Here is a 17,087-nt window from a genome sequence, read left to right as displayed (position 1 = left end):
TCGGGTGCCTATCGTAGAGTGAAACGCATATGAAATCGTTTCTAGAAAACCCCCAATGCAGCTGATCGACTCCTTCGACCGGGGCCTGAGCCTCGGCCCCGACGCGCCCTGCCTCGTCGAGCCCGGCGGGCGCACCCTGAGCTATGGCGAGGTCGATGCCCTGACGCACCGCATCGCCAACGGCCTGCAGGCCGCGGGCATGGATGCGCAATCGCAGGTCGGCCTGCTGACCCAGAACCACCTGCTGACCATGGTCGCCGTGCTCGGCACGGTGCGCTCCAGCGCCGTGTGGCTGCCGGTCAACGCGCGCAACTCGGCCGAGGAGAACGTCAACATCCTCGCGCGCGGCGGCTGCCGCTTCCTCTTCATCCACAGCAGCTTCGAGGCCCAGCTGCCGATGCTGCGCGAGGCGATCCCGGAACTGCGCGGCGTGGTCTGCATCGACCGCGAACTCGACGGCGTGCCCAGCCTGGAGAGCTGGGCCGCGCGCCAGTCCGATGCGCGCCACCGCAGCCCCGCACGGTCCGACGACGTGGTCGCCATCCGCGGGACCGGCGGCACCACGGGGCTGCCCAAGGGCGTGCTGGTCACGCACCGCGTCTACGGCGCCATGATGGCCAACTGGTTCGCGGCCATGCCGGTGGTGGGGCGGCCGGTGCACCTGGCCGTGGCCCCGATGACGCACGCCGCCGGTGCAGTCTGCTTCATGACCATGGCCTATGGCGGCTCGACCATCGTGCTGGCATCGGCCGACGCCGGTGCCATCCTCGAGGCCCTCTCGGCCTACCGGGTCACGCAGCTCTTCCTGCCGCCGACGGTGATCTACAAGCTGCTGGCGCATCCGGACCTGCGCCGGCACGACTACAGCGCGCTGCGCTACTTCGTCTACTCGGCGGCCCCGATGTCGGTCGACAAGCTGCGCCAGGCGCTCGATGTGTTCGGGCCGGTCATGGTGCAGTGCTACGGGCAGGCCGAGGCCCCGTTCATCTGCACCTGCCTCACGCCGCAGGACCATGCCGACATCCTGGCCGATTCCGCGCTGCATGGACGGCTGGCGAGCTGCGGCCGCGCGTCGCCGTTCGTGCGCGTGGCGGTCATGGATCCGCAGGGCGGGCTGCTGCCGGCCGGCGAGCGCGGCGAACTGGTGGTGCAGGGCGACATCGTGATGAAGGGCTACTACAACGACCCCGAGAAGACGGCCGAGACGCTCAAGCACGGCTGGCTGCACACCGGCGACGTCGGCTACATGGACGAGGCCGGCTACTTCTACATCGTCGACCGCCTCAAGGACCTGATCGTCTCCGGCGGCTTCAACATCTCGCCCGGCGAGATCGAGCAGGTGCTGTGGACCCTGCCCGCGGTGAGCGACTGCGCGGTCATCGGCGTGCCCGATGCGGTCTGGGGCGAGGCCATCAAGGCCGTGGTCGAGCTCAAGCCCGGGCAGAGCCTGGACTCCGACGCGGCGCTCGCGTTGTGCCGCGAGCGGCTGGGCGGCATGAAGACACCCAAGACCATCGAGGTCTGGGAGCAGTTGCCGCGCAGCGCCGTCGGGAAGGTGCTCAAGCGCGAGATTCGCGAACGTTTCTGGCAAGGGAGTGCGCGCCGTGTCTGAACTCTCACACCAACACGCGGGCAGCGGGATCCGGCGCCGCTCGTGGATCGTCGAAGGACTGTGCGCCTTCGCCGCCGTGGCGTCGGCCGGCCTGCCGCTGGCGGCTCGCGCCCAGGCAACGGCATGGCCCGAGCGCGCGATCACGCTCATCCAGCCCTATGCGCCGGGCACCGCGACGGATGCCTCCTCGCGCTTCATCGCGCAGAAGATCGGCGAGCGCTGGAAGGTGCCGCTCGTCATGGACCACCGGTCCGGGGCCAACGGGCTGATCGGCACCGAGCTGGCCGCGCGCTCGGCGCCCGACGGCTACACGCTGATGATCACCTCGACGGGCTACTTCACCAACGAGGCGCTGATGCAGCGCATCACCTACGACCCGCTGAAGTCCTTCGTGCCGATCGCCAAGGTCGGCGCGGTGCAGCTGCTGCTGGTGGTGCCGGCCGAGTCGCGCTTCCGGAGCGTGCAGGACCTCGTCGCCCATGCCCGGTCGCACCCCGGCAAGCTCAGCTACGCATCCGGCGGCAATGGGAGTTCGCAGCATCTGTCGGCCGCGCTGCTCGCCACGCTCGCCGGCATCCAGCTGCTGCACGTGCCGTACAAGGGCCAGGTGCCCGCGGCCGTGGGCACTTCCACCGGCGAGGTCGATTTCTCCTTCGCCGCGATCACGACGGCGCGTCCGCTGATCGCGGCCGGCAAGCTGCGCGTGCTCGCGGCCAGCGGCGCGAGCCGCTCGGCCTCCTACCCCGACCTGCCGACGATGGCGGAAGCCGGCGTGCCGGGCTACGCCTACGTCGCCAACACCTTCTTCTTCGCGCCGGCGGGCACGCCCGAGGCCATCGTGCGCAAGATGTCCGACGCGATCGGCGAGGTGGCCAGCGAGCCCGCGTTCAGGGAGTACGCCCAATCGATCGGGATGGAGCCCGACTTCGTCGGCCATGCGGATTGGCGCAAGACCATCGCGTCGGAGCGCGAGCAATGGCTCAAGCTCGTGCGCGACAGCGGCGCGAAGGCGGAGTAGCGATGTCCGTGCAACGACCCTATCCGGCCTGCATCGTCGGCGCCTACGAACACCCCACGCGCCACGCGCCCGACAAGTCGGTCGCGCAGCTGCATGCCGAGTGCGCACGCGGCGCGCTCGACGACGCCGGCCTGGGCTTCGCCGATGTCGACGGCTACTTCTGCGCGGCCGATGCACCCGCCGGCGTTCCCGCGCTGATGGCCGACTACATGAACCTCAAGGTGCGGCACGTCGACGGCACCGAGTCGGGGGGCTGCTCGTACATCAGCCACGTGGGCCGCGCCGCGCAGGCGATCGCGCAGGGGCGCTGCTCGGTCGCGCTCGTCACGCTGGCCGGCAAGCCGCGCAGCGGTGGCCAGGCGACGGGCACCGAGTTGCGCGTGCTGCCCGCGGACAGGCCCTGGTCGGCCTGGGAGAGCCCCTACGGCTGGACCGTGAGCGGCATCTACGCCAACTTCGCCTGCCGCCACATGCACGAGCACGGCACCACCAGCGAGCAGCTGGCCTGGGTCAAGGTGGCGGCGTCGATGCATGCGCAGCACAACCCCCATGCGCTGCTGCGCAAGGTCTTCACCGTCGAGGACGTGCTGAACTCGCCGATGGTGGCCGATCCCCTGCATCGGCTCGACTGCTGCGTGATCACCGACGGCGGCGGCGCGCTGGTGGTGACGCGTCCCGAGATCGCGCGAAGCCTGCGCCGCCCGATGGTGGCGGTGCGCGGCTTCGGCGAGACGGTGCGCACCGGCGAGGCCGGAGACTTCGACATGCTGCGCACCGGCGCGGCGATCTCCGGGCGCGACGCCTTCGAGTCGGCGGGCCTCACGCCGCGCGACGTGAAGTACGCGTCCATCTACGACAACTTCACCATCATGGTGATCCTGCAGCTGGAAGACCTGGGCTTCTGCGCCCGCGGCGAGGGCGGCCGCTTCGTCGCGGATGGCGGCCTGGTCTCGGGCGTCGGGCGCCTGCCATGGAACACCGATGGCGGCGGCCTGTGCAACAACCACCCGCAGAACCGGGGCGGCATGACCAAGGTGATCGAGGCCGTGCGGCAGTTGCGCGGCGAAGCGCATGCGGCCGTGCAGGTGCCGAACTGCGACATCGCGATGGCCACCGGTCCCGGCATGGTGTTCGGCATCGGCCATTCGCACGCCACGCTGTTGATGGAGCGCACGTCATGACGAAGCCCGACGTCGAGCAGGCTGCGGCCGGCGCTCTCGAGCGCACGCTGCGGGACCCCTATGTCCAGGCCTTTCCCGAGACCGAGGCCTTCTGGCGTGCCAGTGCCGCGGGGCAGCTGCTGCTTCCGCGCTGCCGCGCGTGCTCGCGATGGCACTGGCATCCGCGCGCGTTCTGCCCGTTCTGCCATGCCGATGCGCTCGACTGGATCGAGGCATCGGGCCTGGGCGAGGTCTACAGCTTCTCCATCGTCCGGCGCACCGGCGCGCCCTATGTGCTGGCCTATGTGCGTCTCGAGGAAGGCCCGATCCTGATGACCAACATCGTCGACACCGACCTCGCCGACGTGCGTGTCGGCATGCCCGTCGCGGTGCGTTTTCGCGCGACCGAGCAAGGCCGCATGGCACCGGTGTTCAGCGCCCGGCCGTGAGCCGCTAGTGGTTTTCCCACATAGAAACGTTCCACGGGATTGCAGCGATGTTCGCTCTGCTTCCCAATAGAACGGCAGAGAAAAACGTTTTCAGATTCACCATGCCCAACACCCCAAACGACCCATCGCGCCCCGCCATCCTGTCGCGCGACACGCGCCTGCTGATCGGCGGCGAATGGACCTCCGCGCGTTCCGGCCAGACCTTCGAGTCGGTCGATCCTTCGACCGGCCAGGTCATCGCGCGGCTGGCACGAGGCGGCGAAGCCGACATCGACGATGCCGTGGCGGCGGCGCGCCGAGCCTTCGAAGGTCCGTGGCGCGGCACCAAGCCGGTGGAGCGCCAGCGCCTGCTGCTGGCCATCGCCGACCTCATCGACCGGCACAGGGAAGAGCTGGCCTACCTGCAGTCGCTGGAGTTCGGCGGCCCGATCAGCGTGGTGCGCGCGGGCATGGGTCGCCCCACCGGCCTGCTGCGCTTCTATGCGGGCCTGGCGACGGCGATCCATGGCGAGACCATCGAGAACTCGCTGCCCGGCCACTTCCTGAGCTATGCGCTGAAGGAGCCGATCGGCGTGGTGGGCGCCATCACGCCGTGGAACGGCCCGCTGAGCGTGTGCATCACGAAGATCGCGCCGGCCATCGCGGCGGGTTGCACGGTGGTGCTCAAGCCGTCGGAAGAGGCATCGCTCGCCGCCGTGAGGCTGGGGGAACTCGCGGTGGAGGCGGGGGTGCCGCCCGGCGTGCTCAACATCGTCACCGGCGCGGGCGATGCCGGCGCGGCGCTCGCGGCGCATCCCGGCGTCGACAAGCTCGGCTTCACCGGCTCCACCGTCACGGGGCAGGCCATCATCCGCGCCTCGGCCGGCAACGTGAAGCGGCTCTCGCTCGAGCTCGGCGGCAAGTCGCCCGACATCGTCTTCGCCGATGCCGACCTCGACGCCGCGGCGCGTGGCGCCGCGATGGCGGTGTTCGCGAACTCGGGCCAGATCTGCTGCGCGGGCTCGCGCCTGCTGGTCGAGCGTTCGATCCACGACGAATTCGTCGAGCGCGTGGCCGCGGTCGGCCGCTCGCTCAAGATCGGCCACAGCCTGGACCCGGCCACCCAGATCGGCCCGCTGGTCTCGCGCAAGCAGCTCGATCGCGTCTGCGGCTACCTCGACGCCGGCCCGCGCGAGGGCGCGCAGCTCGTCTCGGGTGGCAACCGGTGCGACGACGATGCATTGCGCGACGGCTTCTTCGTGCCGCCCACGGTGTTCGCGGGCGTGCGCAACGACATGCGCATCGCGCGCGAGGAAATCTTCGGCCCCGTGATCTCCGCCATCCCTTTCGACGACGCCGACCAGGCCCTGGCGATCGCCAACGACACGCCCTTCGGCCTCGGCGCGGGCGTGTGGACCCGCGACGTGAAGAAGGCGCATCGCGTCAGCGGCGCGCTGCGTTCGGGCACCGTCTGGATCAACTGCTACCTGCAGATGGACCCGTCGATCCCCTTCGGCGGCTACCGCATGAGCGGCTATGGGCGCGAGTTCGGCACGCGCCACATCGACGAGTTCATGCAGCTCAAGTCGGTGGTGCTCGACATGGGCTGACCGCTTCGCCCCATCCGCATCCTCGAAAGAAACCTCAACGGAGACAACACCATGAAGATCGCCAACCACCTCGCCGGGCGCACGATGCGCCGCCGCCTGCTCGCCGCCACGGCGCTGATGCTGGTGTCGAGCGCGCTGCCCGCGCTCGCGGACACCTATCCCTCCAAGCCGATCCGCATGATCGTGCCCTACCTGGCCGGCGGCGTCACCGACGTGATGGCGCGCCAGTTCGCCACCGTCATGAGCGACAAGCTGGGCCAGCAGATCGTGGTCGACAACAAGCCCGGCGCGAACACGCTCATCGCGACGCAGGCCGCGGCCACCGCGCCGCCCGATGGCTACACCATCTTCTTCATGGACCTGTCGCTGCTCTCGTACAACGCCTACCTCTACAAGCAGCAGCCCTACGAACTCACGCGCGACTTCGTGCCGGTGACCTCGGTCGCGGAGATTCCGCTGGGCCTGGCCGTCAACAACTTCGTGCCCGCGAACAACGTCAAGGAATTCATCGCCTATGCCAAGGCCAACCCGGGCAAGCTGAACTACTCCAGCACCGCGTCGGGCGGCCTGCCGCACCTCGCGATGGAGAACCTGAAGTCGGTGGCCGGCATCGAGATGACGCACGTGCCGTACAAGGGCGCCGCGGCGGCCATCACCGACATGATCGGCGGGCAGGTGCAGGCCATGTTCAACGATGTGTCGACCTCGGTGCAGTACGTGAACGCGGGCCGCATGAAGGTGCTGGCCATCTCGGGCGACAAGCGCATGCCCAGGATGCCCGACGTGCCGACCTTCGCCGAACTCGGCATGCCCAAGCTCAGCACGGCCGCGTTCATGGGCATCGTGGCACCGGCCAGGACGCCGCCGGCGGCCATCGCCCGGCTCGACGCCGCGATCCGCGAGGCCTCGAAGAGCCCGGCCGTGGTGGAGTACCTGCAGACCAACAACCTGGTGCCGCGCGTCACTTCGGGCGCGGAGCTCGGCGGCATCATGGCCACCGAGCAGAAGAAGTGGCGCGAACTGGTGACCAGGCTCGACCTGAAGGTCGATTGATCCCATGGACAGTTTCGACTACGTGATCGTCGGTGGCGGCACGGCGGCCGGCGTGCTGGCCTGGCGGCTCGGCGAAGCCGGCCACAGCGTCTGCGTGCTCGAGGCCGGGCCGTCCGACGACAGCGCCTGGACGCGCATCCCCGCCGGCTTCACGCGCCTGCTGCGCGACCCGCGCTACAGCTGGCAGCTCGAGTGCGAGCCCTCGCCGGGCACGGCGGGGCGCCGCACCGCCCTGGTCCAGGGCCGCACCCTCGGCGGCTCGAGCGCGGTCAACGGCGCGGTCTACAGCCGCGGCCAGGCGCAGGACTTCGACGGCTGGGAGCAGCTGGGCAACACCGGCTGGGGCTACCGCGACGTGCTGCCGTACTTCCGGCGCAGCGAAGGCTTCGTCGGGCCGGCCAGCGACGAATACCACGGGCGCGACGGTCCCATGCGCGTGCAGGAAACCCCCTGGCGCGATGCGCTGTGCGAGACCTTCCTGCAGGCGGCGCAGCGGGCCGGCATTCCGCGCACGGACGACTACAACGGCGCCTCGCAGGCCGGCATCGGCTACACGCAGAGCGTGATCCACGAGGGCCGGCGCTGGAGCACGGCCCATGCCTTCCTGCATCCGGCCCAGCGCCGTTTCGGCACGCGGGTCGTCACCGGTGCGCGCGTGAGCCGCATCCTGACCGAGCAGCGCCGCGCGACCGGCGTGGAGTTTCATCGCGACGGCGCGATGCAGCCCGAACGCATCGCCGCGCGGCGCGAGGTGATCGTGAGCGCCGGCGCCATCCACAGCCCGCAGCTGCTGCAGCTGTCCGGCATCGGGCCGGCGGGCCTGCTGCAGGCGCACGGCATCGAGGTCGTGCAGGCGCTGGCAGGCGTCGGCGAGAACCTGCGCGATCACTACTGCCCGCGCTTCGTCGCCCGCACGAGCCCGGACGCCGACAGCATCAACCGGCGCGTGCGCGGCCTGCGGCTCGCGCGCGAGGTCGCGGCCTGGGCCGTGCGGCGGCCCAGCATCCTCTCGATCAGCCCGATCCTGATCTACGGTTTCTGGAAGACGCGCGCGGAGCTGCCGTCGCCCGACTTCGCGCTGTCCTTCATCTCGGCCAGCTATTCGCTCGGCCGGCTCGGCGAGGTGGACGAGGAGCCCGGCCTCACCTGCGGCGCGTGGCAGCTGCGCCCGCAGAGCCAGGGCCATGTGCGCATCCGTTCGGCCGACGGCCGCGACGCACCGCTGATCCAGCCCAACTACCTGTCGCATGCCACCGACCAGCGCGTGGTGGTGGATGCGCTGCGCTGGGTACGCCGCATCTTCGAGACGGAACCCATGCGCGGCACGGTGCGCGCCGAGCTGCTGCCCGGCCCGTCCGTGCAGACCGACGACGAGTTCCTGGACTTCGTGCGCCGGTATGCCGTCACCGGCTATCACGTGATCGGCACCTGCAAGATGGGCCCCGCATCGGACGCGCTGGCCGTGGTCGATCCGCAGTTGCGGGTGCACGGCATGCAGGGCCTGCGCGTGATCGACGCGTCCGTGATGCCGACCATCACGTCCTCGAACACCTGCGCCGCGACCGTGATGCTGGCGGAGAAGGCCGCGGACATGGTGCTTGGCAAGAACGTGGAGGCACGGCGGGAGCAGACGGCGCAGCGTCCCGCTACTGTGTCGCAAGACCAAGAGGAGCCGCTCCATGCGTAGCCGCCACGTCTTCGGCCACCTGCGCGGCATGTCGGCCCTGCTGCTGGCCGCCATCGCCGCCGGGCCGGCCGCGGCGCAGAACTGGCCCGACCATCCGATCCGGCTGATCATTCCGCTCGCGGCCGGCGGCGCCACCGACAAGGCGGCGCGCCTGCTGGCCCAGCGGCTGGGCACGGCGCTCGGGCAGCAGGTCGTCGCGGAGAACCTCACCGGGGCCTCGGGAGAGATCGCATTGAAGCGCGTCGCCTCCGCGCCCGCGGACGGCTACACCCTCGGCGCGACGGCCAACAGCCTGCACACCGTGGCGCCGCACATGTCCAGGCTTCCCTACGATGCCGTCAATGACTTCACCTGGCTCGGGACCTATGCGTCCTTCGAGTACGTGCTGGTCACCCGCGCCGATGCGCCCGACAAGGACCTGGGTGCGCTCCTCGCGCGGGCCCGCAAGGCACCCGATGCCGTCTCGTACGGCTCGTCGGGCGTCGGCACGGGCAACCACTTGGCGGGCGCGCTGCTCGGCGATCTCGCGAAGGTGCGGTTCAACGGCATCCCCTACCGCGGCGGCAGCCCGGCAATGATCGACGTGATCGCCGGGCGCACCGACTTCATGTTCGACGTCGTCGGCGGTGCCAAGGCGCTGATCGACGGCGCCAAGGTCAAGGCGCTGGCGACCAGCGGCAAGGCGCGCTCGTCGCTGCTCCCCGATGTGCCCACGGTCGCCGAGACCGTGCCCGGCTACGAGGCGACGGGCTGGTTCGGCCTGGTGGCGCCCGCGGGGCTGCCGGCCGACATCGCGAAGCGGCTCGAGGCCGAGGTCGCGCGCATCGCGCAGGACCCCGACTACCGGCGCCAGCTCGAAACCCTGGGCTATCACGCCCAGGCCATCCCGTCCGCCGCGCTCAAGCGGGCGGTCGCGATCGAATCCGAAAAATGGCGCGCCGTCGTGCAACAGCTGCCCTGCAGCAGCCGCGGTGCGTCCTGCGAAGGCACGAAGCCATGAAAAGAAGACTCGAAGGAAAAGTGGCGCTGGTGCTCGGCGCCGGCTGCGTGGTCGACGACTGGGGCAACGGCAATGCCGCGGCCGTGGCGTTCGCGCGCGAGGGCGCGCGTGTCGTCTGCGTCGACATGAACGAGGCGGCGGCCGCGCGCACCGCGGGCCTGATCCACGCGGAGGGCGGCGAGGCGATCCACGCCGCGGCGGACGTCGCCGATGCGGCGCAGGTCAATGCGGTGGTCGAAGAGGCCATGCGGCGCTACGGCCGCATCGACGTGCTGCACAACAACGCGGGCATCAACACCCGCGGCGGCGTGGTCGAGACGGCGGAGGAGGACTTCGATCGCGTGTTCGATGTCAACGTCAAGGGCGCCTACCTGAGCTGCAAGGCCGTCATCCCGGTCATGAAGGCGCAGGGCGGCGGCTCGATCATCCATGTGTCGTCGATCGCGAGCATCACCTGGACCGGCCATCCCATCGTGTCCTACCAGGCCTCGAAGGCGGCCCTCAACCACCTGACACGGATGATCGCCGTCCAGCACGGCCCCGACAACATCCGCTGCAACAGCATCCTGCCCGGGCTCATCGATTCGCCGCGCGTCCACGTGACGATGCTGTCCTTCTACGACGGCGACGTCGAGCGCATGCGCGAGGCCCGCTCGCGCTGCGTGCCGATGAAGCGCATGGGCGATGTCTGGGACGTCGCCAATGCCGCGGTCTTCCTGGCCTGCGACGAATCGAAGTACATCACGGGCGCGGCGCTACCGATCGACGGTGGGGTGACCTGCACGATGGCGCACTGACGCGCGGCGGCTTTCGTTGAAACGGGGGAAGCTCGATAATCGAGGGTTTTCCCCGTCGGGGCGGCCTCACACGTGAAGTTCCGCTGCAGCGGTCATCCGACCGACCACCGCCCTGATCAACGACACAGAGAGATCGAATGGAATTGGTTTTGGAAGAGATGCTCAGGTTGGGCGACATGCGCCCGAACTTCGTGCAGTCCATCCGCGCACTGCGCATCGGCGACCTCCAGGAAGCCGCGCAGCGCGAGCGAAACGTCTTCTGGCGCACGTCGCTGCGCGACATGGCCACGAAGGCCGACGCCGTGGCGAAGATCGTCGAGGACTTCGGCCTGGGCGCGCAGAAGGGCCTGACCGAGCTCGGCGCCAGCATCGTGCGCTCGGTCCCGCGCTCGGCGGACACGGGCTTCGTCGTGGTCCTCGAACATCTGCCGACCCGGGCCCAGTACGCCCTGTGCCAGGAGATCCTCGACATGTTCCGCGACGTCGCGGATGAGATGGGCGACAAGAACGTCGCGTTCCGCTGCTTCTTCTCCGCGCACTAGCGGATCGGCGTTCATGACCAACCCTCCGCCGACCGTCGCCGTGCATGGCAACTCCTTCCATGCGGACGACGTCTTCGCCGCGGCCGTGCTGATGGCGCTGCACCCCGGCGCGACGCTGATCCGCACACGTGACACGGGGCTCGTTGCCGCTGCGGACTTTGCCGTCGACGTGGGCGGGGAATGGGATCCCGCGCGCGGCCGCTTCGACCACCACCAGAAGGGCTTCGCCGAGCACCGGCCCAGCGGCGTCGTCTACGCGAGCTCCGGCCTGGTGTGGCTGGCCCATGGCCTGGACCTGATCCGCCAGCGCCTGCCGGGCATCGACGAGCAGATCGCGCTGCGCGTGCGCGACGCGATCGACGACGAGCTCGTGCAGCACCTGGACATGGCCGACACCGGCGCGCTCAACGCCGCGCCCGGATACTTCGGCATTTCCGCGATGGTCAGTGCCTTCAACACCTCGCGCAGCGAGGAGGGCGCCGCCGGCGCACCGCCGGCGATCGCCGCGCTCGAGCTGGCGCAGTTCAAGACCGTGATGGGCTTCATGGGTCTTTTCATCGACCGTCTCATGGTGCGCTTCTCGGACAAGTTCGCGGGCGAGTCGCTGGTCCGGCAGGGCGAGTTGCTGGCGGACGGGAAGATCCTGGTGCTCAAGACGTCGGGGCTGTCCTGGTCGGGTGTCGTCTGCGCCGAGATGCCCGATGTCCTGTTCGTGGTCTACCCGGAGACTCCGGGCGGCCAGCACCAGGTGCGCGTGGCGCCGATCGAGCCCCAGTCCTTCGTGGCGCGCCGCGACCTGCCGTCCGCCTGGGCCGGATTGCGCAACCAGGACCTCGCGGCCGTGACCGGCGTCGAGGACGCCGTCTTCTGTCACAACAACCTGTTCATCGCCGGCGCCGGGTCCCTGGCTGGCGCGATCGGGCTGGCGCGGGCGGCCGTGGCGCAGCTGCGGGACGAGGGCGCGCCCCGTGCCCTGGCACCTTAGGCCGGGGCAACTACGGCACTCTATGTCTTGAATCTATAGTTGGCGACTGCTAACTATAATTTAAAAGAGAAAACTATAATCTGCTGTAATCTCCAGAGCTGACCCAGGCGGCGGCACTTCGAGGAGACATCCATGGCGGACACGGTTTTTCACCGCACCCAGCTGGCCGATCGGATGGCCCAGGGCGTCATGGCCTCGGCCGTCGGCTCGGCGGCCGCTTCGGGCCTGTTTCTCGCCGCGCCCCGGCGCACCGGCAAGTCCACCTTCGTGCGCGAGGATCTCCGCCCCGCGCTGCAGAACCGGGGCGCCACGGTCCTCTATGTCGATCTCTGGGCGAACAGGAAGGCGGATCCAGGCGCGGTCATCGTCGGCGCGGTGCGCGCCGAGCTGGCCCGGCACGAGGGTGTCGTGGCCCGGCTTGCGAGGTCGGCCGGCATGGAGAAGGTCACCGTGGGCGGCGTGGCCTTCTCGCTCGATCGCGTCGGACTGGGCAAGGAGATCTCGCTGAGCGCGGCTCTGGCGGCGCTCTCCGACGAGACGAGGCAGCCGATCGTGCTGCTGATCGACGAGGCCCAGCACGCGATCGCCACGGAGGCCGGCTACGACGCCCTGTTCGCGCTGAAGGCCGCGCGGGACGAGCTCAACAGCAGCGAGCACCATGGGTTGCGCATCGTGGCCACGGGCTCCAACCGCGACAAGCTGGCGATGCTGCGCAACAGCAAGGACCAGGCCTTCTTCGGCGCGCCCCTGGTCGCATTCCCGCCCCTGGACGCCGACTACATCCAGTGGTTCTGCAAGGGCGTCGGCCTGGCGGGCCCGCTGGATCCGGACGCGGTCACGAAGCTCTTCGAGCGGGCGGGCCATCGGCCCGAGATCCTCGGTGCCGCCGCCGACAGCATCCGTTTCGACTTCAACATCGCTCCGGCCGATGCCGCGGCGGCTTTCGCCCAGGCCGTCGATGAGCAGATCGAGGAAGTCGACCTGCAGACCCTGCGGGTGATCCAGGCGCTCACCCCGCTGCAGTCCGCGGTCCTGCGGGTGCTGGCGCGCGAGGGCGAGAAGTACGCGCCCTTCGAGGCGGGGACCATGGAGCGCTACCGCGCGATGCTCGCGGCGCTCGCGCCGGGCGAGACGATGGTGCCGGAGGTGTCCAACGTCCAGGCGGCGCTCGGCGCGCTGCAGGACAAGTCGCTGGTCTGGAAAGAGAAGCGGGGCGTCTACTCGCTCGAGGAGAGCATGACCGCCGAGCTGATGCGCCGGCACGGCCTGCTGGACGCCGCGGCCTAGAAGTCTGCGCGGCGCTCAGCCCTCGGTCGCCGGCTTCTCCAGCAGCCGGTTGAGGCGCTCCAGGTGCGCGCGCATTTCCTTCACCGCGCCCTCCGCATCGCGCGCGCGCATCAGCCGCAGCACGTTGCGGCGCACGCCGATCACGTCGCTGCGCGGCACCGGGCTGGCCTTCGCGAGCAGCGCGCGCGTGAGCTCCGACAGCGACTCCACCAGCATGACCATCACCTGGTTGTGCGTGGCCTGCGCGAGGATCCGGTAGAACTCGGTGATGTAGGCATTGCGCCGCGAGAAGTCGCCGCGCAGGGTGAGCTCCTCCGCGCGGTCGATGTCCTGCTCGATGGCCTGGAAGTCCTCCTCGGTGGCGCGTTCGCAGGCGAGGCGGATCGCCTGCTCGGTCAGGATGATGCGCATCTCGGTCACGCTGTGCGAGGGGATCTGGCCGAGCATCACCATGTCGCCGACCGCCTGGGTTACGGTGCTCGAGTCGCGCTTGCGGATGAACGCGCCGCCGCCCATGCCCTGCTGGCACTGCACGATGCCCGCGTTCTCCAGGCTGCGCATGGCCTCGCGCACGGCCGTGCGGCTCACGCCGAGCTGCTCCGCGAACTCGCGCTCGGGCGGCAGCCGGTCGCCGGGCTTGAGCGTGCCCAGCGCCACCTCGCGCCGGATCTGCTCGCACACCGCCTCGAAGGCGCGCTTGGCCTTGATCGGCTGGAAATTCGGTCCGGAACGGCCGGCCGTGCCGGCCTCGGCGTTCTCGATGTCGGTCTGTTCGGCAGTCATGCGGCGCCTCCTCTTTCTTGCGGTTCGGGCAAAGGTTATACCTTATGTCCTTGTCTCGATAGAGGGGTGTCGCACCAGGGATTTTCAAGCAGCGCCATCCATATTCCTAAAAGGTCAGACCTTAGCACCTAACGCCAAAATGCGCTCGATGGTATCGGGGTTTGCCTCATGTATAAGGTATGACCTTATTAGCTATCGTACCTTCCATGATGAAGGAGACACGATGAGTACCGCTGGACGTCACCTGGTGGGATGGGCCCTGTCCCTGGCCGCGGGCATGGCATGCGCCGCATACCCGGACAAGCCGATCACGCTCGTCGTGCCCTATGCCCCCGGCGGCATGGGCAGCACCTTCGGCAACCTGATGAGCGAGGCGCTGAGCCCGGCGCTGGGGCAGCGCGTGGTGGTCGACTACCGGCCCGGCGCCAACGGCGGGCTCGGCGCGGCCCTGGTCGCCAAGGCGCCGGCCGACGGCTACACCCTGCTGATGGCGGTCAACAGCACGATGGCGATCAACCCGGCCATCTACCCCAAGCTGCAGTACGACCCGATCAAGGACTTCTCGCCGGTGGCCATGGTCTACACCTCGGCCAACGTGCTGATGGTCAATGCCAAGAGCCCGTACCGCAGCGTGGCCGACCTGGTGAGCTACGCCAAGGCCAATCCGGGCAAGCTCAACTACGGCTCCTCGGGCAACGGCGCGACGCCGCACCTGTCGGGCGAGATGTTCCGGCGCATGGCCGGCATCTCGATCAATCACGTGCCCTACAAGGGCATCGGGCCGGCCATCGTCGACCTGATCGGCGGGCAGATCGAACTGGTGTTCAGCGACACCTCCGCGATGACACAGGTGACGGGCGGCAACCTGCGCGCGCTGGCCGTCACCGGCCCGAGCCGCCTGGGCATGGCGCCGAACCTCCCGACGATGCAGGAGCAGGGCTTCCCGGGCTTCTCGATCCGCTCCTGGTACAGCATCGCCGCGCCGGCGGGCACGCCCAAGGCGGTGGTCGAACGGCTCAACGCCGAGATCGCCAAGGTGGTCCGCTCGCCCGAGATGCGCCAGCGCATGAAGGACATCGGCGTCGACCCGGCCGAGGACACCTCGGTGCACTACCTCGACGCCACCACCCGCGCCGACCTGGCGATGTGGAAGAAGTTCGTGACCGAGGCGGACATCAAGCTCGACTGAGCCGCCGCCCCGTTCCCTCCGAGACCTGAAAGGAAAAGCCAAGTGAAGATTGCCGTGTTCGATGACGACCGCGTGGGCCTCGTCGAGGAAGACCTGATCTACGACGTGACCGCGGCCGTGCCCGATGCCGGGCCCGAGTTCCCGCGCGTCTACATGTCGCGGCTGATCGCGCAATGGGACCGGCGCAAGGCCGACATCGAGAAGGCACGCCGCGAGGCGCGGGCGCGCCCCCTGTCCGAGGTGACGCTGCGCGCGCCCAATCCCTTCCCGCTGCACGTGGTGGCGGCGCCGGTCAACTACCGCAAGCACATCGGCGAGATCGGCGCGCGCTCTGTCAGCGGCGGCGCCTCGGCGGTCGAGCGCGGCTTTTTCCTGAAGGCCTCCTCGTCGGTGATCGGCGCGGGCGAGGCGATCCGCCTGCCGCGCGGCTCGACGCGCCGCTTCGACCACGAATCCGAACTCGCCGTGGTGATCGGCAGGCAGGCGCGCAACGTGCCGCGCGAGCAGGCCCTCTCGCACGTGTTCGGCTACTGCTGCCTGATCGACGTGACCCTGCGCATCGAGCCCGGCCGGTTCGAGGAGGAGCGCGTCGCGCGCAAGTCCTTCGATACCTTCACGCCCGTGGGCCCGTACATCGTGACGGCCGACGAGATCGGCGATCCCGGCGACCTCGCGAACCGCCTGTGGGTCAACGACGAGCTGCGCCAGGATTCGCGCACCAGCGCGCTGATCCTCGACGTGCCCGGGCTCATCGAGTGGGCCTCCTCGGTCATGACGCTGCAGCCCGGCGACATCATCGCCACCGGCACGCCCGAGGGCGTGGGCCAGTTCTCGCCCGGCGACCGTGTTCGCATGGAGATCGAACGCGTGGGCTCGATGACGCTGCCGGTCGTCGAGGACGAGGACTTCGCGCCGCGGCGCTTCTGAGGACAAGGATGGCGATGCGAACCCTGCGTCTTCTGGCCTGCGCGCTCGCGCTGCTCGGCGGCGGCGCCACCGCCGTGCACGCGCAGCAGGACTATCCGTCCCGGCCGGTGCGCATCATCGTGCCGTTCCCGGCGGGCGGCGGCGTCGACGTGCTGATCCGGTCGGTCGCGGCCGAACTGTCGAAGCGCTGGGGCCATGCCGTGGTCATCGACAACCGCGGCGGCGCCGGCTCGCTGATCGGCGCGGAGGCGGTGGCGCGTTCCGCGCCCGACGGCTACACGCTGATGGCGACCATCAACCAGACGCTGACCTCGAACCGCTTCCTCTACAAGTCGCTGCCCTATGACCCCGACAAGAGCTTCGCGCCGGTCGCGCTGATGACCACCAGCGACCAGTTCCTGATCGCCAACCCCTCGGTGCCGGCGAAGGACCTGCGCGAACTCGTCGCGGCGGTGCGCGCCAGACCCGGCACGCTGGCCTACGGCTCGTTCGGCAACGGCAGCCAGCCGCACCTTGTCTACGAGCTGCTCAAGGCCAAGGCCTCGCTCGACATCACCCATGTGCCCTACAAGGGCGTGGCGCCGGTCATGACCGGGCTCGTGGGTGGCGAGATCCAGCTGGCCACGGGCAGCGCGAGCGTCGCGGGCGAACTGCTCAAGGCCGGAAAGATCAAGCCGCTGGCGGTGGCCGGAGCCAGGCGCTCCACGCTCTTCCCCGATGTGCCGACCACGGCCGAGCAGGGCTATCCGCAGCTGCGCGCCGCCGTCTGGTATGCGCTGGTCGCGCCGGCCGGCACGCCCGAGGCGGTGATCGAGCGCATCGCCGCCGACGTCAAGGCGATCCTCGGCGAGCCGGAGTTCGCACGCAAGAACGCCACCGCGCGCGGCCTCGAGGTCAACGCCGGCGGGCCGGCCGACCTGCGCCAGGCCATCCGCGATGACGTGGCCGTCACGCGCGAGATGGTGCAGGCCGCGGGCGTGAAGCCCGAGTGAAGAAGACAACGCAAGGC

Annotated in this window: 16 protein-coding genes; 15 read left to right on the top strand and 1 reads right to left on the bottom strand. The window is 69.6% G+C overall.

All coding sequences use genetic code 11. From position 1 onward, the window contains the following. Window positions 1-55 precede the first annotated feature (55 nt). The 12 genes from KV106_RS28890 to KV106_RS28835 all read left to right on the top strand — a co-directional run bounded on the left by KV106_RS28890 (window position 56) and on the right by KV106_RS28835 (window position 13,179). Window positions 56-1,612 (top strand): class I adenylate-forming enzyme family protein, encoded by a 1,557-nt coding sequence (locus tag KV106_RS28890; RefSeq protein WP_261214209.1) that lies wholly within the window; start codon window positions 56-58, stop codon window positions 1,610-1,612. Further along, window positions 1,605-2,630 carry a Bug family tripartite tricarboxylate transporter substrate binding protein gene (locus KV106_RS28885; protein WP_261214208.1) on the top strand — a complete coding sequence of 342 codons (1,026 nt, stop codon included), beginning with the start codon at window positions 1,605-1,607 and terminating at the stop codon, window positions 2,628-2,630. Before KV106_RS28890 ends, KV106_RS28885 begins: the two co-directional genes overlap by 8 nt. A gap of 2 nt (window positions 2,631-2,632) precedes the next feature. Next, complete coding sequence (locus tag KV106_RS28880; RefSeq protein WP_261214207.1) at window positions 2,633-3,811, top strand: thiolase domain-containing protein; 1,179 nt, start codon at window positions 2,633-2,635, stop codon at window positions 3,809-3,811. Continuing rightward, window positions 3,808-4,239 (top strand): Zn-ribbon domain-containing OB-fold protein, encoded by a 432-nt coding sequence (locus tag KV106_RS28875; protein ID WP_261214206.1) that lies wholly within the window; start codon window positions 3,808-3,810, stop codon window positions 4,237-4,239. The genes KV106_RS28880 and KV106_RS28875 overlap by 4 nt, the downstream gene beginning before the upstream one ends. 101 nt (window positions 4,240-4,340) lie before the next feature. Then, on the top strand, window positions 4,341-5,828 hold the full coding sequence (locus KV106_RS28870; protein WP_261214204.1) for an aldehyde dehydrogenase family protein: 1,488 nt from the start codon (window positions 4,341-4,343) through the stop codon (window positions 5,826-5,828). A 51-nt stretch (window positions 5,829-5,879) separates the two neighbouring features. Beyond that, window positions 5,880-6,881, top strand: a complete 1,002-nt coding sequence (locus tag KV106_RS28865; protein ID WP_261214202.1) for a Bug family tripartite tricarboxylate transporter substrate binding protein — start codon at window positions 5,880-5,882, stop codon at window positions 6,879-6,881. A gap of 4 nt (window positions 6,882-6,885) precedes the next feature. Next, the gene (locus tag KV106_RS28860; protein WP_261214200.1) at window positions 6,886-8,568 is read left to right on the top strand and encodes a GMC family oxidoreductase; all 1,683 of its coding nucleotides are present in this window, start codon (window positions 6,886-6,888) and stop codon (window positions 8,566-8,568) included. Next, on the top strand, window positions 8,561-9,568 hold the full coding sequence (locus KV106_RS28855) for a Bug family tripartite tricarboxylate transporter substrate binding protein (RefSeq protein ID WP_261214198.1): 1,008 nt from the start codon (window positions 8,561-8,563) through the stop codon (window positions 9,566-9,568). The genes KV106_RS28860 and KV106_RS28855 overlap by 8 nt, the downstream gene beginning before the upstream one ends. After that, a complete protein-coding gene (locus tag KV106_RS28850; protein ID WP_261214197.1) occupies window positions 9,565-10,365 on the top strand; it encodes an SDR family NAD(P)-dependent oxidoreductase in 801 nt (266 codons plus the stop codon). Before KV106_RS28855 ends, KV106_RS28850 begins: the two co-directional genes overlap by 4 nt. 149 nt (window positions 10,366-10,514) lie before the next feature. Continuing rightward, window positions 10,515-10,907, top strand: a complete 393-nt coding sequence (locus KV106_RS28845; RefSeq protein ID WP_261214196.1) for a hypothetical protein — start codon at window positions 10,515-10,517, stop codon at window positions 10,905-10,907. A 13-nt stretch (window positions 10,908-10,920) separates the two neighbouring features. Next, window positions 10,921-11,892 (top strand): MYG1 family protein, encoded by a 972-nt coding sequence (locus KV106_RS28840; RefSeq protein ID WP_261214195.1) that lies wholly within the window; start codon window positions 10,921-10,923, stop codon window positions 11,890-11,892. A 132-nt stretch (window positions 11,893-12,024) separates the two neighbouring features. Continuing rightward, a complete protein-coding gene (locus KV106_RS28835) occupies window positions 12,025-13,179 on the top strand; it encodes an ATP-binding protein (protein ID WP_261214194.1) in 1,155 nt (384 codons plus the stop codon). 15 nt (window positions 13,180-13,194) lie between these two features. On the opposite strand, the gene KV106_RS28830 is transcribed toward KV106_RS28835, so the two are convergent. After that, complete coding sequence (locus KV106_RS28830; protein ID WP_261214193.1) at window positions 13,195-13,962, bottom strand: FadR/GntR family transcriptional regulator; 768 nt, start codon at window positions 13,960-13,962, stop codon at window positions 13,195-13,197. A gap of 223 nt (window positions 13,963-14,185) precedes the next feature. On the opposite strand from KV106_RS28830, the gene KV106_RS28825 reads away from it, so the two are divergent. Genes KV106_RS28825 through KV106_RS28815 form a run of 3 tightly spaced genes read left to right on the top strand, consistent with a single transcriptional unit; the run spans window position 14,186 to window position 17,070 of the window. Beyond that, window positions 14,186-15,151 (top strand): Bug family tripartite tricarboxylate transporter substrate binding protein, encoded by a 966-nt coding sequence (locus tag KV106_RS28825; RefSeq protein WP_209539543.1) that lies wholly within the window; start codon window positions 14,186-14,188, stop codon window positions 15,149-15,151. A gap of 42 nt (window positions 15,152-15,193) precedes the next feature. Beyond that, window positions 15,194-16,078, top strand: a complete 885-nt coding sequence (locus KV106_RS28820) for a fumarylacetoacetate hydrolase family protein (RefSeq protein WP_261214189.1) — start codon at window positions 15,194-15,196, stop codon at window positions 16,076-16,078. Window positions 16,079-16,086: 8 nt separating this feature from the next. Further along, complete coding sequence (locus KV106_RS28815; RefSeq protein ID WP_261214187.1) at window positions 16,087-17,070, top strand: Bug family tripartite tricarboxylate transporter substrate binding protein; 984 nt, start codon at window positions 16,087-16,089, stop codon at window positions 17,068-17,070. Window positions 17,071-17,087: the final 17 nt, after the last annotated feature.

The sequence above is a fragment of the Variovorax endophyticus genome (assembly GCF_025376855.1).
GTDB lineage: Bacteria > Pseudomonadota > Gammaproteobacteria > Burkholderiales > Burkholderiaceae_C > Variovorax.
This window is presented reverse-complemented; position numbering and strand designations above follow the sequence as displayed.

Bases quoted from the DNA above. Each gene is read 5' to 3' on its own strand.
- KV106_RS28890 (WP_261214209.1), top strand. From the start codon at position 56: ATGCAGCTGATCGACTCCTTCGACCGGGGCCTGAGCCTCGGCCCCGAC.
- KV106_RS28880 (WP_261214207.1), top strand. From the start codon at position 2,633: ATGTCCGTGCAACGACCCTATCCGGCCTGCATCGTCGGCGCCTACGAA.
- KV106_RS28875 (WP_261214206.1), top strand. From the start codon at position 3,808: ATGACGAAGCCCGACGTCGAGCAGGCTGCGGCCGGCGCTCTCGAGCGC.
- KV106_RS28870 (WP_261214204.1), top strand. From the start codon at position 4,341: ATGCCCAACACCCCAAACGACCCATCGCGCCCCGCCATCCTGTCGCGC.
- KV106_RS28865 (WP_261214202.1), top strand. From the start codon at position 5,880: ATGAAGATCGCCAACCACCTCGCCGGGCGCACGATGCGCCGCCGCCTG.
- KV106_RS28860 (WP_261214200.1), top strand. From the start codon at position 6,886: ATGGACAGTTTCGACTACGTGATCGTCGGTGGCGGCACGGCGGCCGGC.
- KV106_RS28855 (WP_261214198.1), top strand. From the start codon at position 8,561: ATGCGTAGCCGCCACGTCTTCGGCCACCTGCGCGGCATGTCGGCCCTG.
- KV106_RS28850 (WP_261214197.1), top strand. From the start codon at position 9,565: ATGAAAAGAAGACTCGAAGGAAAAGTGGCGCTGGTGCTCGGCGCCGGC.
- KV106_RS28840 (WP_261214195.1), top strand. From the start codon at position 10,921: ATGACCAACCCTCCGCCGACCGTCGCCGTGCATGGCAACTCCTTCCAT.
- KV106_RS28835 (WP_261214194.1), top strand. From the start codon at position 12,025: ATGGCGGACACGGTTTTTCACCGCACCCAGCTGGCCGATCGGATGGCC.
- KV106_RS28830 (WP_261214193.1), bottom strand. From the start codon at position 13,962: ATGACTGCCGAACAGACCGACATCGAGAACGCCGAGGCCGGCACGGCC.
- KV106_RS28825 (WP_209539543.1), top strand. From the start codon at position 14,186: ATGAGTACCGCTGGACGTCACCTGGTGGGATGGGCCCTGTCCCTGGCC.
- KV106_RS28815 (WP_261214187.1), top strand. From the start codon at position 16,087: ATGGCGATGCGAACCCTGCGTCTTCTGGCCTGCGCGCTCGCGCTGCTC.